We start from the raw sequence: 15937 nt of genomic DNA, 5'->3' as shown, positions 1-15937 counted from the left end.
TCGTGCGGATGTGTTCAGGATATGTGTACAAGCGTGGGTTTTGTCTGGATGTGTATCACCCAGGCCGGGAGATACAAAGCCGTACAATTAGCTAACGGCGCGGTAGCGTAATGGAGACATCCAGCCCGCCGCCGACGCGGTTCGACAGATTGAGCTTTCCTTCCAACTGAGCGGTGAGCTGCGCGGCAATCGCCAGCCCGAGTCCTGTTCCGCCGGTATCGCGGTTGCGGGATGTTTCAACCCGATAAAACGGCTGTAATACCGCCTCAAGCTCGTCATTGGGTATTCCCGGCCCACCGTCCGTGATGTGAATAACCACCTCTGCGCCAGACGAATCATCAATAGCAATGACGGCATACTCACCGAACTTCAGGGCGTTATCCAGCAGGTTTGTCATCACCCGGCGAAGCGCCTGCGGACGCGTGACGATCGGTAAACGGACTTCACCTGCCTGAAACTGCACATTTTTACCGATGTCCTGATAATCGCAGGCGATGCTGTTGACCCATGCGTTAAGCTCCAGCTTCAGGGTAGTCTCTTCCAGTGATTCTGATGACCGGGCATATGCAATACCTTCCCGTACCAGACGCGACATGTTATCAAGGTCGTTTAAAAGCTTGTCTCGCAATTCTGGTTGATCCGCCATTTCAACGCGAAGCTTCATGCGGGTAATGGGCGTCTGGAGATCGTGAGAAACAGAGGCCAGGATCTGCGCGCGCTCCCTGAGATAAGACTGAATGCGCGCCTGCATTGCGTTGAAGGCATGGGCTGCCCGCTGCACCTCCAGCGGTCCTTGCTCCGTCATTGGCGTGCTGGCCGCCGGATCCAGTGAATCCACCGCGCGGGTAAATTGTGAAAAAGGCCGAACTACCTGTCGTACGGCTACCCAGGAGCAGGCCGCCAGAAGCAGCAGCTGCAGGATGAGCACAACGGGCAGCCAGCTGGCGACCGGCGGCATGCGCGGGATCAGGTCAATGGTCAGTGGCGAGCCATCGCGTAACGTCAGATGCGCCTGGATGTGTGAAACGGCGCCGGGAACGGCGGTGAAGCTGAGCGGATACTCTGCGGCGAGCGTCGCTTTTAAGGTATGGATGGCATCCTGCGAACGCTTATCCGTCGGCGCTGCGCCGGGCTCCCCTGTGCCCAGAATATAGCGATAGTTACCGCGTTCAAGCCTCGGCAGCCAGGCCGCGCGCTCGCTGGCCGGTAACCGGTCTAAAATGGCGACGCTGGTTGCGACGTCGTTTTCCAGATTACCGAGCATCACCGTGCGGGCGCTGTGCATTCGCTCAATCATGACCAGCGTCAGGCTCAGGGCGTTAGCCAGCAGCAGGCCTGGCAGCACGACGATCAGCAAACGGGCCAGCAGCGAGCGTGGCCAGAGCCTCATTCGTTAACCTCTTTGATGGTCACCGGCATCGTAAAGACGTAGCCTTCGCTGCGCACGGTTTTGATATAGGCGGGCGTGCGGGCATCTTCATTCAGACGCTGGCGAACCCGGCTAACCAGCAGGTCGATAGAACGTTCAAACAGTTCGGCGTCGCGCCCTTGCGTCAGGTTGAGCAGCTGATCGCGGGTCAGCACGCACTGAGGATGGTCAAGGAAAACGCGCAGCAGGCGATACTCCGCCCCGCTGAGCGACACAATAACGCCTCCCGGATCGATTAAGTGACGGGCGACGGTATCGAGCTGCCATTCACCGAACATCACCAGCCGCCCTGCTTCCGTTACCTGCAGATTGGGCGGCATCGTGCGAAAACGCCGTAAAATGGCTTTGATACGCGCCAGCAGCTCGCGGGCGACAAACGGCTTCACCACGTAGTCATCCGCGCCCATCTCCAGACCCAGGATCCTGTCCGTCTCCTCATTGCGGGCCGTCAGCATCAGGATGGGCAGATCTTTGTGTTTGCCGCTGCGCAGCTGCCGGCATAGCGTAAGTCCGTCATCGCCGGGCATCATGACATCCAGCACCACCAGGTCGATATGCTGTTTATCCAGCACGACGCGCATCTCTTTGCCGTTGGCCGCGCCCGTCGCGCGATAACCAGACTTACCGAGATAATCGACAATCAGTTCACGAATATCCCTGTCGTCATCGACGACAAGGATATGATCAATATGCTCCACCGAACTCTCCAGACCGAAAGGTAACGTACTGAAAATAGCACATTTCAGAGTTTGTCAGCATCAACGACGGCCTTGACGAAATCCTGTGGATCTTCCTGAGGCGGGTTGTGCCCCACGGTTGCCCCGAAAGTGCGATGTTCATATTTACCGGTAAATTTACCCGCATAGGCCTGCGGAGCCGGATGCGGCGCACCGTTGTTTCCGCCTTCGATGGTGATCGTTGGAACGGTGATATTCGGCAGCGCGGCCAGTTTTTGCTCATAGCTGTCGTATTTGCGCTCGCCTTTTTCCAGCCCTAAACGCCAGCGATAGTTGCTGAGCGTTACTGCGACGTGATCCGGGTTATCGAGGGATTTGGCGCTGGCGTTAAAAACAGCATCACTAAATTTCCAGTCAGGCGATGCCTGCGACCAGATTAAGCGCGCGAAGTCATGCGTGTTTTTGGCATAACCTTCAGCACCGCGCGCGGTGGCGAAATAGAACTGATACCACCACTGCTGCTCCGCTTTTGGCGGCAACGGTTGTTTGACAATCTGCTGACTGCTGATGAGATACCCACTCACCGACACCAGTGATTTAACGCGCTCTGGCCACAGCGCCGCAACGATATCCGCCGTACGGGCACCCCAGTCATATCCTGCAAATACCGCCTGCTTAATATTCAGGGCGTCCATCAGGTTCACAATATCTTTCGCCATGGCTGAAGGCTGGCCGTTACGCGGCGTTTTGGCTGACAGGAAGCGCGTGGTGCCGTAGCCGCGCAGAGAAGGCACAATCACCCGATAGCCTTTTGCCGCCAGTGCGGGTGCGACCTCGGCATAGCTGTGAATATCGTAGGGCCAGCCGTGCAGTAAAATAACCGGCTGGCCATTTTTCGGGCCGATGTCGACATAACCGAAATTCAGATCGCCGGCGTTAATTTGCTGCGGGTGATCAAAGGCGGCCGCGACGTTTGTGCCGGTGGCTTCGGCCTGACAGGACATCACGGTGCCAAGAGAAACGGTCAGTGCGAGGGTTGAGTACGCGAGTTTGCTAAACATGTTGGTATCTCCGGTTGAGTACAATTTACGGGGATATAACAACACTGCAATGTATAGCGGATATGTGCGAAAGCGGGTTTATTGCAAGCCTGTGTATGTATCCGGGACGCTGATACAGTGTGATACAAACACAGGCGTTGTCGCCTTAAAGGGAGAGACGATAGCGGACGTAATCGTCAGCTTCACCATATTTGTCATAGAGTTTACGCGCCGGGTTATTCTCCCGGGTGACCCAATACAGTTTTGACCACCCTTCGCGCTTGCCTTCCTCAATCAGAGCATCAATAAGCGCCTTACCTGCTCCCGCCCCGCGTTCGTCGGCATCAACAAACAGATCTTCCAGGTAGCAGATGGGGGCCGTTGACCAGGTTCCTTCATGCAGAATGCACATCGCGAAGCCGATGACCTTTTCGTCTTTCTCTACCACGCGGCAGAACATCGGTGAATGCGCTGAGAGCGCCCTTTCCCATGTCGATGCGGTGACGGATTCCTCGAGGTAGCAATCATAAAAATGGGTATAGCCGTCCCACAATGGTCGCCAGTGGGAATAGTCGTCTTCGCGTAAAGGTCTTACTGTGACAGCCATGTGTTCCTCACATTACAAATCGATCGCCATTTCAAAACAGCGTAAATCAGCGCCTGCCATGTGCGAGTGATGATATTTTTCGCTCAGCGTAACAAACCCCAGCTTCTGGTAAAACGACCGGGCGTTAGGCGTTGAGTCGAGCGTCATGCGGGTTATCCCCCGGCTACGGGCTTCATTTTTCAGCGCCTCGATAATCCGGGTCGCCATGCCTTTACCGGATGCCGCAGGCAAGGTGAATATCGCCTCCAGACAGTGGGTGTCAACATCCAGATAGCCGGTTGCCGCAATATCACCCTTTTCATCTTCCACCACATAAAAAGGGTATTCAATGATCATCTGCCGAAAGCGTTCGGGCATGAGATCGGGCGTCCAGCGCGCAATGATGTCCGCGTCGTAACTGGTTTTACAGCCGTGACGAATCGCCTGATTGCGAATATTCCAGAGTATTTCGGCTTCCTGCGGGTTGGCTTTTCGTAACGTCATAATCCCCCTTTAACGGCTTTTTAGCCGCATTTCCCGTGCCAGTCTCGCAAGACGCTGAGTACGACAATAGAGCGTAAAAAGCACAAAGCCGCTGCTGTTCATCACTACCCGACAAAGTAACAGCGCGAAGGATGCGATGACCAGTGGCCAAAGGCTTCCGTCATGAGAAAACAGGAGATGTAACGCCTGAACGAGGGTCGCTATCAGCAGAATGATGAACAACGCCATAAAGCCCGACAATCCCGACGTCTTCCCACGAGCCAGGAGTACGCTTATCACAATGAGCGCGCCTGTCATCGTCAATGATGGTATGAAAAAGCTCAATGCATGATGTAAAGGTGACAACCCCTGCAACGTGCTGAGAAAAGGCAGAAGGTTTAACGCAAACGCCACTAAAAACAGAGGTAACAGCACCGCTACCGGATAAGGATTTTGACGCGGAAGCTCGCTGAGAGGACGCGAGAAATACCGTTCCAGCTCGGGCGTGGAATGATTCAAGAGACGGGTATCACGACGAGCAATAGCCTCTTCTATCTCTTTGCCATGCTGCAGGAGATCCTGGAAAACCCGTCCGGTTAAAATAGACAAAAAGCTCATCAAAATTTCGCCATTAAAAAATGCTGCCCATTTTTAGTAGTGAATAACCACAGCACGCCTCACCAGAATGTGATAGAGATGAAAATACCAGAACGCAAACAAAAGCATAACGCTTAAATATGGAGATCCGCGGATGACGATACCGACGCTCACGACAGAACGCTTACTGCTAAAGCCGCTGGTTGCCGAAGATGCGGCCCAGATACAAAAGCTTTATCCGCGCTGGGAGATTGTCCGTTATATGGTCTCTTCCGTGCCCTGGCCCTACCCGGATAACGGCGCGGAAAACTATGTCAACAACGTGGCGTTGCCGGATATGGCAAAAGGGATTGCCTGGTTCTGGAGCATCCGTCGTCGTGAGGTGCCGGACGCGCTGATGGGCATTATCTGTCTGTACGACGTCGAAGATAACAACCGAGGATTCTGGTTGGCTCCGGAGTTTCAGGGCCAGGGCTACATGCGCGAAGCCAGCACTGCCGCGACGGATTACTGGTTCAATACGCTAAACAAACCCGTGTTGCGCGCCCCGAAAGCCGCCGCCAACAGCCGTTCCCGGCGTATTTCAGACAGTAGCGGCATGCGGCTTATCAGAACGGAACAAAAAGCCTACGTCAGCGGCATGCTGGATTCTGAGCTGTGGGAGATTACCCGTGACGAGTGGAACGCCCGTCAGGTCAGCTGATAATGCTTATCCGGCATCAGCCTTTCCGGAATGTTCTCTTCATCGTTCATCTGCAGCAGATCGCGTTCCATCATGTTGCAGATGGCGTCCAGCGGCAGGTCGTTATTCTCGGTACCGAACGGGTCTTCCAGCTCTTCCGCCAGGGCGTCCAGCGAGATAAAGGTGTATGAGATCAGTGCTGAGACAAACGGCGTCATGTAGTGCAGATCCACAACCAGCGCGAACGGCAGCATGATGCAGAACAGATACACCGTGCGATGCAAAATCAGCGTATAGGCAAACGGCACCGGCGTTGTCGCAATGCGTTCGCACCCGGAAAGGACGATGGACATATCGTTCAGGCGGTTGTTCAGACTGTGGAACAGGATGTCCGAGAGTTGCCCGTTACGCCGCCGCACGGCCAGCCACTCCCCCATGATCAGTAAAATACGGTTCGCCGGTGAGTTGGCGCTCATCACGTGACGTAAATCATCCGGAGCAAGATAGCGAGAGAGTTGTTCAGCGTTCAGTTCCCGGCGCAGGGTCATGCGCAGGCAGTTGGCAAAAGCAATCTGCAGGCGGACAAATTCCCCCAGGTGCTTATCGTCAGGCAAGGTGTTTTTTACCTCGCGAAACAGCGAGCGTGCCGCTATCATCAGTTGCCCCCAGAGCAGGCGAGCCTCAACGTAGCGTGAATAACAGGCGTTGTTTCTGAAACCCAGAAAGATAGCGATCGCCACGCCGAGAATGCTAAAGGGCGCCACGGTAAATTTGATGCCCAGCGAGGTATACCACGGTAGCATCAGGATAACGGCGATAGAAAGCAGGAAGTTGAGCAGCAGTCGGGTGTAGATTTTGGGAAGTACCGAACCGTGCCAGACAAAAATCAGTTGTAGCCAGTGCTGTTTAGGACGAACAATCATAGTGTGTTTCAGGAAAGGAAAGAGCGTGGCTATTAAACGTGATCCCTTTCACCGTTGCAAGCATGTTAACGAAACATTGAATTTTCTCACCTGCTTAGCAATAACCGCACGGTGCTGCATGTGCTTTTAAAAAAAAGAGTAGATAGTATGTTGTAACTAAATAAAGGGATAGTTAAACCCGGCCGAAACCGGGTGACGTCATTAACAAAGAGTTTTTACCGCTGCGCGCATTCCCTTCAACAAAATGGCATCAAGGTCCAGGGTGACCTGGTCGACAAGACCGGATACTTGCGTCAGATCCTGTTCCCAGTGCTCGCTCACGCTCAGCACGGATTGCACCAGCTCACGGGTACTCAACTGCTGGTCGCGGTGCTGCGCCCAGAGCTGCTGATAACGTTCCAGCCAGAATGCATCATCCTGCACCGGATAGTTCTCCCCGTTACGCTCCGCACGATAAAACGCTATCAATGCAGCAAGCGCGAACGTCAGACGTGCAGGTAATTGTCCGCTTGCCTTCTGCCCTGCCAGCAGCTGCGGCAGGATTCGGGTGCGGTATTTGGTCATGCCGTTAAGCGCGATGGAAAGTAACTGGTGTCTGATGTAGGGATTACGAAAACGCCCTGTTACCGCACTGGCGAAAGATTCCAGCTCGTCACGCGGCAGATCGAGGACAGGAATGATCTCCTGATAAATCGCTTTTTCGACGAATGCGCAGATCTCAGCATCATTCATCGCCTCGCCCACCGTATCCAGCCCAGCCTGGAATGCCACCGGAACCAGCGCCGTGTGCGCACCGTTCAGGATGGCGACTTTGCGCTCTTTGTAGGGCCTGATGTCGTCAACAATCAGCACATTTAACGGGTACTTATCCAGACGAAGTTCCTGAGCAAGGGATGCCGGCCCCTGGATAACGAACAGATAGAAATGTTCAGCCGTGTCCAGGAACCCATCGTGATAACCCAGCCCAGCTTCCAGCGTGGCCGCTTCATCGCGCGGGTAACCGGTCACGATACGGTCAACCAGCGTCGAGCAGAAGCGGTTTGCCTCGTTAAGCCACCGGATAAAAGCAGCAGGCAGCGACCACTCCTGGGCATAGCGCAGGACGAGTTCACGCAGTGCATCTCCGTTGTAGTCAATCAGTTCGCACGGAATGATGATCCAGCCTTTGTCCGGTGCACCGTTGAAGTGGCTAAAACGCTCAAACAGCAGTCGCGTCAGCTTCGCCGGGTAGCTCACCGCAGGGGCATCGTCGAATTTGTCACCCGCGTGGTAGCTGATACCCGCTTCGGTGGTATTCGAGAAAACAAAGCGCATATCCGGGTTGTGTGCCAGTTTCAGGAACGCATCATACTGGCCGTAGACGTCGATCTCCCGGTTAACCGAGCGGATAAGACGGCTCTCACTCACCGCTTCACCCTGCCCGTTAAGACCGCGAATGATAGTGGTATAGAGACCATCCTGAGTACTCAGCGACGGCGGGAAGTCGCTCTGAATAGGACGGACGATAACCACACCGGCGTCGAGATCGGTATGTTCATTTAACAGGTCAATTTGCCAGTCGACAAACGCACGCAGGAAATTGCCTTCACCAAACTGAATGATGCGTTCTGGGTATTGAGCACCGGGAAAATCACGACGGTTGAGCGTGTTCACAAGGGGGTTCCTTTTATGATTAGTCATACAGCTTGATAAGATTGGTACGATAACTTATCAAAACTTAACGACCAGGAACCCTGTTTTGATCAATTCGCGGCACGGTTGTGCAAAATAATTATAAGAACTTATAGAACACAGACGTGGCCGTCATGGCACCGTCCGGCATCAGGGCATAGCGCGGGATCTCACCCACCTTTTGCCAGCCAGCACGATGGTAGAAGGTTTCGGCCCCGCTGCCGGTGGAGGTATCGAGTACCAGAACCGAAATCTCTCTGGCCCGGGCCTCAGCTTCTAGCGCTTCCATCAATGCCATCGCGGCCCCTTTCCGGCGCGCTTTTTCATGAACCAGCAGCTTCGCCACATCGGCGCGATGCGGCTGGTTTTCCGGCTGGTCTGTGATCAGCTGCACCGTTCCGATGACGCCATCCTGTGGATCGACACACGCAAGCACGAGGCGCTCGTTGCGCCCTACGCTTTCAGCAATGCCGCGCCAGAAAGAACGGCCCTTCTCCAGACTAAAGGGATGCATAAAACTGACGGATGCACCGCCGTTCACACAGTTTTCGAGGATCCCGGCCAGCGCCTCAAGATGGGTGAGAATATCGTCTCGGGTGAGATTTTTGATTTGCAGTGAGGTATTCATTGTTTTTCCTTACGTTGAATACCGTCACTGTGCATTTAACATCTTCTTAACGCAAACGGATCGAACATAGGCTTTTGTTATGTCATCGGGCGCGCTGGCGCTGCTGTTTCATGGCATACATCTTTTCATCGGCATCTTTCAGCCACTGCTGCAGGTCGTTGCCGTTATGATCGAATTCACTTAGCCCCCATGAGAAGTGGAGCGACCAGGGGTGAAGCTTCCGGGCGTTATAGCTTTCTACCTGCTCGGCGAGATACTGCATGGCAATCCAGGCGCCCTGCTCATCCGTATCCGCGAACAGCACGGCGAACTCGTCCCCGCCAAAACGCACCAGCAGATCCGCCTCACGGAAAGAGGCGCGCATCAGTTGCGCCATGGATTTCAGCGCCTTATCCCCCTCTTCATGCCCGAAACGATCGTTAATTTCTTTAAAGCGATCCAAATCCAGCCAGCCGAGCGTCAGCGGCTCAGCCCGGCGTCGGGCAACGGAAAGCGTGAAACGCACGAGTTGATTAAAGCCCCGACGGTTGAATAATCCGGTTAATTCATCCGTGGTCGCCGCGCTGATGGCAGCAAATTCATCTTCCGCCAGTGCGCCAAGGTCTCCCAGGACGGCGAGGTCGGCGGCAGAAAACTCCCGGGGAGCGTAATCAATCAGGCACAGCGAGCCTACGCTTGCGCCGTCACGCAGGCGCAGCGGGAAGCCCGCGTAAAAACGCACGCGTGGTTCGCCGGCCACCAGCGGATTATCCGCAAAACGATCGTCCTGAAGCATATCCCCCACCACCAGCGGCGCTTCGGTGAGGATCGTATGCCCACAAAATGAGATGTTGCGCGGAATGGCGTTGGGTGCCTGACCATCAGCCGACTTCACGATTAGCGAATGCTCATCAATGAGATTGACCATCGCCAGCGGCACCTGGAAGAAGCGTTTTGCCAGACGCGTTAACCGATCAAACGCCGGGGAACTGTCGATCTCAAGCAGACCTGATTCACGAAGCGAGTTCAGCCTGTCTGTTTCATTTTCAGGGGTTGCAGGTGCTTTCATAATGTCTCCTGACGTAAAGCGTTACTAAAAGCGTAGCTTAAACAGAGACATTGTCAGTGTTCTGACATCCTGTTAAGCCGCTTACTATTCACGTCAATGCCTTATGACGATTAACGCAGCTATGTTTCACTCCCGGAGGGCGCGGCAATTTGCTCGTCCGATACCCGGGCGCTGGTACGGTTTCGACCCGCTTTTTTTGAACGATAGAGATGATCGTCCGCTTCGGTCATGAGCTTGTTGAAGACCTCGGTCAACTGCCATGACTCAGATTTTCCACTTCCGAGGCCAATACTGACCGTCAGATAGAGCGTCTGGTGACGCCATGTAAAAGGATGGCTGGCAACGGTGGACCGGATACGTTCAGCCAGTTCAAAACCGTGCTGCGCGTCGCCTGAATTGACCACCACAGCGAACTCTTCCCCGCCCATGCGTGCCACCATGCCGTCTTCGCCGACAACCTGCTGAACCTGTCGGGCAAACGACGCCAGCACGCGGTCTCCGCACTCATGCCCATAGTTATCATTAATGCTTTTGAAGTAATCAATATCCAGCAGCATGACGGTCAGAAAACGTGAATGCCGGTACGTCTCTTCATGCTTTAACGCCTCGTAAAGCCCGGAACGCGAGTAGACGTGCGTTAAAAAGTCATAATCCGCCCTCAGTGAAACCTGGCGGATCAGGGAATTAATCGCGGCCATGCTGACGGATACCATCACCGGGCAGATCGCCATCGTGGCGATTCCCAGCCGGGCTGAAAACATCATTGGCGTCGTAAACGGCGTCGCCACGGCAATATTAATAATCGAGTTGGCGACCAAAATGATTTCAGTAGCGCCTGTGATAAACGTCAGCAGACAAGTCGCAGGTAATGAGTAACGAACCGCACACCAGATAAGCGCAGGCAGAGGAAACGAGAGGCTCCCCGCTCCGCCAATCACCACCGACGCGACAACCGAGACGATCAACGCAATCACCGGCAGCTGCTGCTCCAGCCGTAACCTGAGCTCACGGCCGGGCATACGTAACGTGAGCATACAGGGTACAACAAGCACGCCAGTTGAGAACTGCTCGCTAAACCAGTCGGCAAACAGCGGCCAGAAGGTGTGACGGTCAATCCCGACCGACCCCACCGCGCCGAGCAAGGCGCAGAGCAGCGCGGCAATCAGACAGTAGTTAAACAGGCGTAATGCGTTAAGCGGATCGGGGGTTTTCTTCATCAGCCGCTTGTCGCGCTGAACCAGCACGGCGACGACAACGATAAAGATCATGTTAGACAGGTTGATCACCACTGAGGCCATACCCCAGTTGGTCGTCACCGCGTCGTACAACAGCATCGCGACATAGGATACCGCATAGTAATGCAGGCGATTCAGGTAAACATAACGGGCGAAAACCCCTGCCATGACGCCATTCAGCGGCCAGAATAGCGACAGGGCCTCAACGAGCCGTAATTCCGCACCCACAAAATAGAATAAGGTAGTGAGGATGAAGATCGTTGATGCATTTCGCAGCGGCGTGTCGGGTTGGAACAGCCTGAAAGCGGTAAGAGTAGAACGCATTAAATATCATTCCATATGATAGCTTATGGCAATTATTGCGGTCGTCAGCATGATCGGGACTAACTTGGGATGCATCTATAACACAAATACCACTGGAGCATAACTCGTCAAATTTAGGCGTTCAGCTGCAGCACCAGCCAGTGGTGGATGACGCTGACGATATAATTTTGTTGCGGCGCGGTGAGCGTTACACCCTGTGGAATGTTATGCCATTTTGCCAGACAGCCCCGACAACAGGTGGCGGTGGCATGCTGGGCGATAAACACCGGGTGACCGCGCATGGGCGTCTGTTTACCGTCGTTTGCGGGATGTGCAGGCGCAAGGCGCTTTTCGACAAAATCCGCGGCATGCTGGTCAATGGTTTCGGGGCCTTTGTCCCAGCAGTACTGCCGTTCCTTATCGCCTAAGCGAAAGCGCGAACGAAATGTCGATCGCGCCAGGCGGGAAAAGAGAGGATCCAGATCGGACATCAGTATACGGAACGTCCCAGACGCTGGGTCAGTTTCTCCAGAACCGCCACACCGGCAAGCGAATTTCCCGTTTCATCCAGCTCCGGGCTCCAGACGGCTATTGCCATTTCATGCGGCACAATCGCCACGACGCCACCGCCGACGCCCGATTTAGCCGGAAGTCCAACGCGCCAGGCAAACTCGCCAGCGTTTTGATACATCCCGCTGGTTGCCATCAGCGCGTTAACCTGCCGAGCCTGAAGCGGAGAAACGACTTCCTGATCGAGATGTGGCGCGTGCCCCTGGTGCGCAAGGAACAGGAACGTCTGAGCCAGCTCAACGCAGCTCATTTTCAGGGCGCAGTAATGGAAGTAATTTTGCAGCACGGTCGCTACGTCGTTATGGAAATTACCGAAGGATTTCATCAGCCACGCAATAGCCGCGTTACGGGCGGAGTGTTCAAACTCCGAGCGTGCCACCACCACATCATAGGCAATATCGTCAACGCCCGAGAGCTGGCGAACAATCTCAAGCATTCGCTGGCGCGGTGCGCTGAGGCGGCTTTGCAGCATATCGCAGACCACCAGCGCCCCGGCATTGATAAAGGGATTTCGCGGTTTACCCTGTTCAATCTCAAGCTGAAGCAGCGAGTTAAAAGGCTGGCCGGAAGGATCTTTACCGACACGCTGCCAGATCTCTTCTTCTTCATACTGGCGCATCGCCGCAACCAGACTCAGCACTTTCGAAATGGACTGAATGGAAAAACGTTCCGTTGCATCGCCTGCCTGGTATCGCTGTCCGTCGATGGTACAGATAGCAATCCCCAGCTTATTCCCGCTCACCGAGGCAAGGGCCGGAATATAGTCGGCAACCTTCCCCTTTCCAATTAACGGACGAACCTGCGCCAGAATCTCGTCCAACATCTCATTATGGATGACCGCAGCCACACTTTGCTCCTTGCCCTCAGGCTAAAACGGGCTGCGAGTATAACAGAGGCTTATGTATTGCGTCAGGCGCTAAGACGAAAACGCGAAACGGCCTGCAATAAAAGATCGGATTGCTTTTGCAGCCGCTCAGAGGCATCCGAGGCGTCAGAGACCAGCAAGTCCGTCTGGCGGGAGACCTGATTCAGCGCCTGAAGCTGACGCGTCATCTGGTGAATACTGTCACCCTGACTGAGCGTGGCGGTTGAGATCTCATTCAGCAAACTGCTTAAATTGCCCACCAGACCGGTGACCTGCTGCAGATTCTCTTCCATCAGGTTAACGGCGCGGGAACCGTCTTCAATACCCTGCAACGAGCGGTTAATAAGCTCCTGAATGGTCTGCGTCGAGTGGCTGCTTTTTCTGGCCAAAAGCCCGACTTCCCGGGCGACGACGGCAAAACCGCGCCCCTGGTTTCCGGCATGGGCAGCCTCGATGGCGGCATTCAGCGCCAGGATGTTGGTCTGAAACGCCACGCTGTCGATCATCGCCACGATCCCTCGCATCTCAGAAGATCGGTCGACGATCGCCTGCATAGACGCATTAACGGTAGACATCATCTGGTCGCCCCCCACGGCAGCCTGGCGCGCCTCATCGGCCCGCGAACTGGCGAGCCTGGCATAGCCGCTATTCCCTTCCACATGGGTTTCCAGCGCCGCGATATGCGCCGTCACATCCTCAAGCTCTTTCGCCTGGCGTGCTGACTGCTGATACAGCTTCTGGTTACCCTCCGCCAGGGAGCCAATGTTCTCCACCATGGTGGCAGTGGCATGGCTGACCTGCGTCACCAGCTGCTGCAGACCGTGCTGCATCGTCGCGATACTGTCGCTAAGCTGCCCTATCTCCCGGTTGAAGCGCATGACGTTCGGCGGCGTGCCGGAGAGATCTCCTGCCGCCAGCTGGTTAATATGCGCAATCAACCGACGCAGCGGCGTAATCACCCATCTGGACATGCCGAACCAGACGACAACCGCGATGGCGAGCAACAGCACCGGCGCGAACAGGAACAACGTTTGCAGGCCGGAGAGCTGTGCCATTAAGCTCTGGCGCCCCTGCATGGCCTGCTTCTCGCTTGCCTGCTGATAGCGCGCATAGTTGTCGTTAAAATCAGACTGAAACGCCTGTGCCGGTACGGCAAAAAAAGCGTCGATGGTGTTGGTCTTAACCAGACCTTCAGCCTGTTCCTTGATCGCGCCGTAGAAAAGTTGATAGCTGTTCACCAGGGCGTCGTCTTTCGGCGGATTCAGCGCCAGCCAGGCCTTCCACGCCTGCTGAGAAACCGTCAGCGCCTTTTGCGCATCATCCATCAGGCTATGCCAGCTTCCGTCGGAACCGGTCTCTTTATCCTGCATAAACCAGACGCCGGACCGGTTAAGCAGATCGCTTGCCGCCAGCAGGGAGACACGGGCCAGATCCAGCTTGCTCTGCTGCTGCCAGGCCAGCAGATTTTGCTGCTCGTTGCGCTGGGCTTCGTTCAGAGAGGCGTTAAGCAGGAATGACGAGGAGAGCTGCAGCGCGGAGAAAAGGCCAATAATGCAAAAGATACCCGTCAGCAGGCCAAAGTGACGAGGGGTGAGACGCTGCGCAATACGGCGAAAAATTTGCGTTAGGTTCATAATTATCTTCATTAACAATGCGTTAGACGCGTGTGAGTCTACGAAATGAAAATGACAGAACCATTGCAGATAAATGACAGCGGCCCCCATGGTGAGGGCCGAAATCACAGGCGGGCAATAAATTACACGCGATCCTTCCACACCGTCTGCACGTTGCAGAACTCATGCAGCCCAAAATGGGAAAGCTCGCGGCCAAAGCCGCTTTTCTTCACGCCGCCGAAGGCCACGCGCGCGTCGCTGGCGCTAAAGCCGTTGATAAACACGCCGCCGCACTCCAGTTCGCGGGAGAATTTATCCGCAAGCGCTGCATCAGCGGTAAAGACGGTGGCGGACAGGCCAAAGTCGCTGTCGTTGGCAAGCGTCAGGGCGTGCTCCGCGTCTTTCGCAACAGTAATGGCCGCGACCGGACCAAACAGTTCCTGGCGGAACGCCGTCATCGACGGGTTAACGTTCGACAGCACGGTTGGCGCGTAGTAATTCCCCTCTCCGCTGATCTTCTCTCCGCCCAGCAGCAGCGTTGCCCCTTCGGCCAGGGTCGCCTGCACCTGCTGATGCAGTTCATCGCGCAGGTCAAAACGCGCCATCGGGCCAATAAAGTTCTCTTCCCGATCCGGTGCGCCCAGCTTCAGCGCAGAAACGGCCTCGACAAAACGCCGGGTAAAGGTCTCTGCGATACCCTCCTCGACGATAAAACGTTTCGCCGCCGCGCACACCTGCCCGGTATTCTGGTAGCGACCCGCCACCGCCGCCTTCACGGCAAGATCGAGGTCGGCATCGTTGAGAATGATAAACGGGTCGGAGCCACCCAGCTCAAGAACGCATTTTTTCAGCGCGGCCCCTGCCTGCGCGCCAATGGCCGCACCGGCACGCACGCTGCCGGTGACGGTCACCGCCGCAATACGGCGATCGTTAATCGCCTGACTTACGCCGTCATTGGTGGCATTCACCCAGCCGAATACACCTTCAGGGAAACCGGCATCCGCAAAGATCTGCGCAATAAGGTCCGCAGAGCCGAGCACGTTCGGCGCATGTTTGAGCAGATAGCTGTTACCTGCCAGCAGGATCGGCACCGCGCCACGCAGCACCTGCCAGAGCGGGAAGTTCCAGGGCATCACTGCGAGAACCGGCCCCAGCGGACGGTATTCAATGACCGCGTTGTGGTTTTCCACCAGCGTAGGCTCCGCACGCAGCATCGCCGGGCCGTGCTCGGCATACCAGTCGCACAGCGCGGCAGATTTTGCCACTTCCGCCCGCGCCTGCAGGATAGGTTTCCCCATTTCACGGGAGATTGTCTGCGCCATCTCTTCCGCGCGGTTTCGCAACGCTGCGCCGAGTTCCCGCAGCTTCTGCGCCCGATGGGACACGCTTTCGCGTCGCCACTGGCGATACCCCGCGTCAGAATGAGAAATCGCGCGTTCAACCTCTTCCGGCGTCGCCCAGGGATACGCGGCGAGGGTTTCCCCCGTTGCCGGGTTAACAGAAAAGGCATGCGTAGCAGATGAATAAATCATGTTGTTCTCCACGTATTTCGGTTGATTCATTGTGGCTCACTCTGCTATTTCTTAA

The 15937-nt window shown here is 55.4% G+C and carries 16 protein-coding genes; 1 reads left to right on the top strand and 15 read right to left on the bottom strand.

The window, feature by feature from the left end:
- Positions 1–91: 91 nt before the first annotated feature.
- From FU672_RS20465 to FU672_RS20440, 6 genes are all read right to left on the bottom strand, one after another.
- Complete coding sequence (locus FU672_RS20465) at positions 92–1390, bottom strand: ATP-binding protein (RefSeq protein WP_148244604.1); 1299 nt, start codon at positions 1388–1390, stop codon at positions 92–94.
- Positions 1387–2127, bottom strand: coding sequence for a response regulator (locus FU672_RS20460; protein ID WP_148244603.1), 741 nt, complete (start codon positions 2125–2127; stop codon positions 1387–1389). Before FU672_RS20460 ends, FU672_RS20465 begins: the two co-directional genes overlap by 4 nt.
- 44 nt (positions 2128–2171) lie before the next feature.
- Entirely contained in the window at positions 2172–3167 is a 996-nt protein-coding gene (locus FU672_RS20455) for an alpha/beta fold hydrolase (RefSeq protein ID WP_148244602.1), read from the bottom strand.
- 145 nt (positions 3168–3312) lie between these two features.
- Positions 3313–3753 (bottom strand): GNAT family N-acetyltransferase, encoded by a 441-nt coding sequence (locus tag FU672_RS20450; protein WP_148244601.1) that lies wholly within the window; start codon positions 3751–3753, stop codon positions 3313–3315.
- A 12-nt stretch (positions 3754–3765) separates the two neighbouring features.
- Entirely contained in the window at positions 3766–4236 is a 471-nt protein-coding gene (locus tag FU672_RS20445; RefSeq protein ID WP_148244600.1) for a GNAT family N-acetyltransferase, read from the bottom strand.
- Between the two features lie 9 nt (positions 4237–4245).
- On the bottom strand, positions 4246–4833 hold the full coding sequence (locus FU672_RS20440; protein WP_148244599.1) for a hypothetical protein: 588 nt from the start codon (positions 4831–4833) through the stop codon (positions 4246–4248).
- Between the two features lie 133 nt (positions 4834–4966).
- Here FU672_RS20440 and FU672_RS20435 point away from each other — a divergent pair, with 133 nt between their 5' ends.
- On the top strand, positions 4967–5515 hold the full coding sequence (locus tag FU672_RS20435; protein ID WP_148244598.1) for a GNAT family N-acetyltransferase: 549 nt from the start codon (positions 4967–4969) through the stop codon (positions 5513–5515).
- Here FU672_RS20435 and FU672_RS20430 read toward each other — a convergent pair.
- From FU672_RS20430 to sad, 9 genes are all read right to left on the bottom strand, one after another.
- Complete coding sequence (locus tag FU672_RS20430) at positions 5503–6417, bottom strand: bestrophin family protein (RefSeq protein ID WP_148244597.1); 915 nt, start codon at positions 6415–6417, stop codon at positions 5503–5505. The genes FU672_RS20435 and FU672_RS20430 overlap by 13 nt on opposite strands.
- Positions 6418–6618: 201 nt before the next feature.
- Positions 6619–8070, bottom strand: a complete 1452-nt coding sequence (locus FU672_RS20425; RefSeq protein WP_148244596.1) for a tagaturonate reductase — start codon at positions 8068–8070, stop codon at positions 6619–6621.
- Between the two features lie 118 nt (positions 8071–8188).
- Positions 8189–8716, bottom strand: coding sequence for a GNAT family N-acetyltransferase (locus FU672_RS20420; RefSeq protein ID WP_148244595.1), 528 nt, complete (start codon positions 8714–8716; stop codon positions 8189–8191).
- Positions 8717–8798: 82 nt separating this feature from the next.
- Positions 8799–9764, bottom strand: coding sequence for a sensor domain-containing diguanylate cyclase (locus tag FU672_RS20415; RefSeq protein ID WP_148244594.1), 966 nt, complete (start codon positions 9762–9764; stop codon positions 8799–8801).
- 119 nt (positions 9765–9883) lie between these two features.
- Positions 9884–11323, bottom strand: coding sequence for a sensor domain-containing diguanylate cyclase (locus FU672_RS20410; RefSeq protein WP_148244593.1), 1440 nt, complete (start codon positions 11321–11323; stop codon positions 9884–9886).
- Between the two features lie 113 nt (positions 11324–11436).
- Positions 11437–11793, bottom strand: a complete 357-nt coding sequence (locus tag FU672_RS20405; protein ID WP_148244592.1) for a DUF4186 domain-containing protein — start codon at positions 11791–11793, stop codon at positions 11437–11439.
- Positions 11793–12719: a glutaminase B gene (glsB, locus tag FU672_RS20400; RefSeq protein ID WP_148244591.1), complete on the bottom strand. Its 927-nt coding sequence runs from the start codon at positions 12717–12719 to the stop codon at positions 11793–11795. The genes FU672_RS20405 and glsB overlap by 1 nt, the downstream gene beginning before the upstream one ends.
- Positions 12720–12781: 62 nt before the next feature.
- A complete protein-coding gene (locus FU672_RS20395) occupies positions 12782–14371 on the bottom strand; it encodes a methyl-accepting chemotaxis protein (protein WP_148244590.1) in 1590 nt (529 codons plus the stop codon).
- 122 nt (positions 14372–14493) lie between these two features.
- Positions 14494–15882 (bottom strand): succinate-semialdehyde dehydrogenase, encoded by a 1389-nt coding sequence (sad, locus tag FU672_RS20390; RefSeq protein ID WP_148244589.1) that lies wholly within the window; start codon positions 15880–15882, stop codon positions 14494–14496.
- Between the last annotated feature and the right edge of the window lie 55 nt (positions 15883–15937).

It is taken from the genome of Enterobacter asburiae (genome assembly GCF_008080435.1).
Classification (GTDB): Bacteria; Pseudomonadota; Gammaproteobacteria; order Enterobacterales; family Enterobacteriaceae; genus Enterobacter; species Enterobacter asburiae_C.
Note: the sequence above shows the minus strand (reverse complement) of the source record. Positions and strands in the feature narration are given on the sequence as shown.

Coding starts and splice junctions, on each gene's coding strand:
- FU672_RS20435 (WP_148244598.1), top strand. CDS start 4,967: ATGACGATACCGACGCTCACGACAGAACGCTTACTGCTAAAGCCGCTG.
- sad (WP_148244589.1), bottom strand. CDS start 15,882: ATGATTTATTCATCTGCTACGCATGCCTTTTCTGTTAACCCGGCAACG.
- FU672_RS20415 (WP_148244594.1), bottom strand. CDS start 9,764: ATGAAAGCACCTGCAACCCCTGAAAATGAAACAGACAGGCTGAACTCG.
- FU672_RS20455 (WP_148244602.1), bottom strand. CDS start 3,167: ATGTTTAGCAAACTCGCGTACTCAACCCTCGCACTGACCGTTTCTCTT.
- FU672_RS20430 (WP_148244597.1), bottom strand. CDS start 6,417: ATGATTGTTCGTCCTAAACAGCACTGGCTACAACTGATTTTTGTCTGG.
- FU672_RS20465 (WP_148244604.1), bottom strand. CDS start 1,390: ATGAGGCTCTGGCCACGCTCGCTGCTGGCCCGTTTGCTGATCGTCGTG.
- FU672_RS20420 (WP_148244595.1), bottom strand. CDS start 8,716: ATGAATACCTCACTGCAAATCAAAAATCTCACCCGAGACGATATTCTC.
- FU672_RS20395 (WP_148244590.1), bottom strand. CDS start 14,371: ATGAACCTAACGCAAATTTTTCGCCGTATTGCGCAGCGTCTCACCCCT.
- FU672_RS20410 (WP_148244593.1), bottom strand. CDS start 11,323: ATGCGTTCTACTCTTACCGCTTTCAGGCTGTTCCAACCCGACACGCCG.
- FU672_RS20445 (WP_148244600.1), bottom strand. CDS start 4,236: ATGACGTTACGAAAAGCCAACCCGCAGGAAGCCGAAATACTCTGGAAT.
- FU672_RS20440 (WP_148244599.1), bottom strand. CDS start 4,833: ATGAGCTTTTTGTCTATTTTAACCGGACGGGTTTTCCAGGATCTCCTG.
- FU672_RS20450 (WP_148244601.1), bottom strand. CDS start 3,753: ATGGCTGTCACAGTAAGACCTTTACGCGAAGACGACTATTCCCACTGG.
- FU672_RS20405 (WP_148244592.1), bottom strand. CDS start 11,793: ATGTCCGATCTGGATCCTCTCTTTTCCCGCCTGGCGCGATCGACATTT.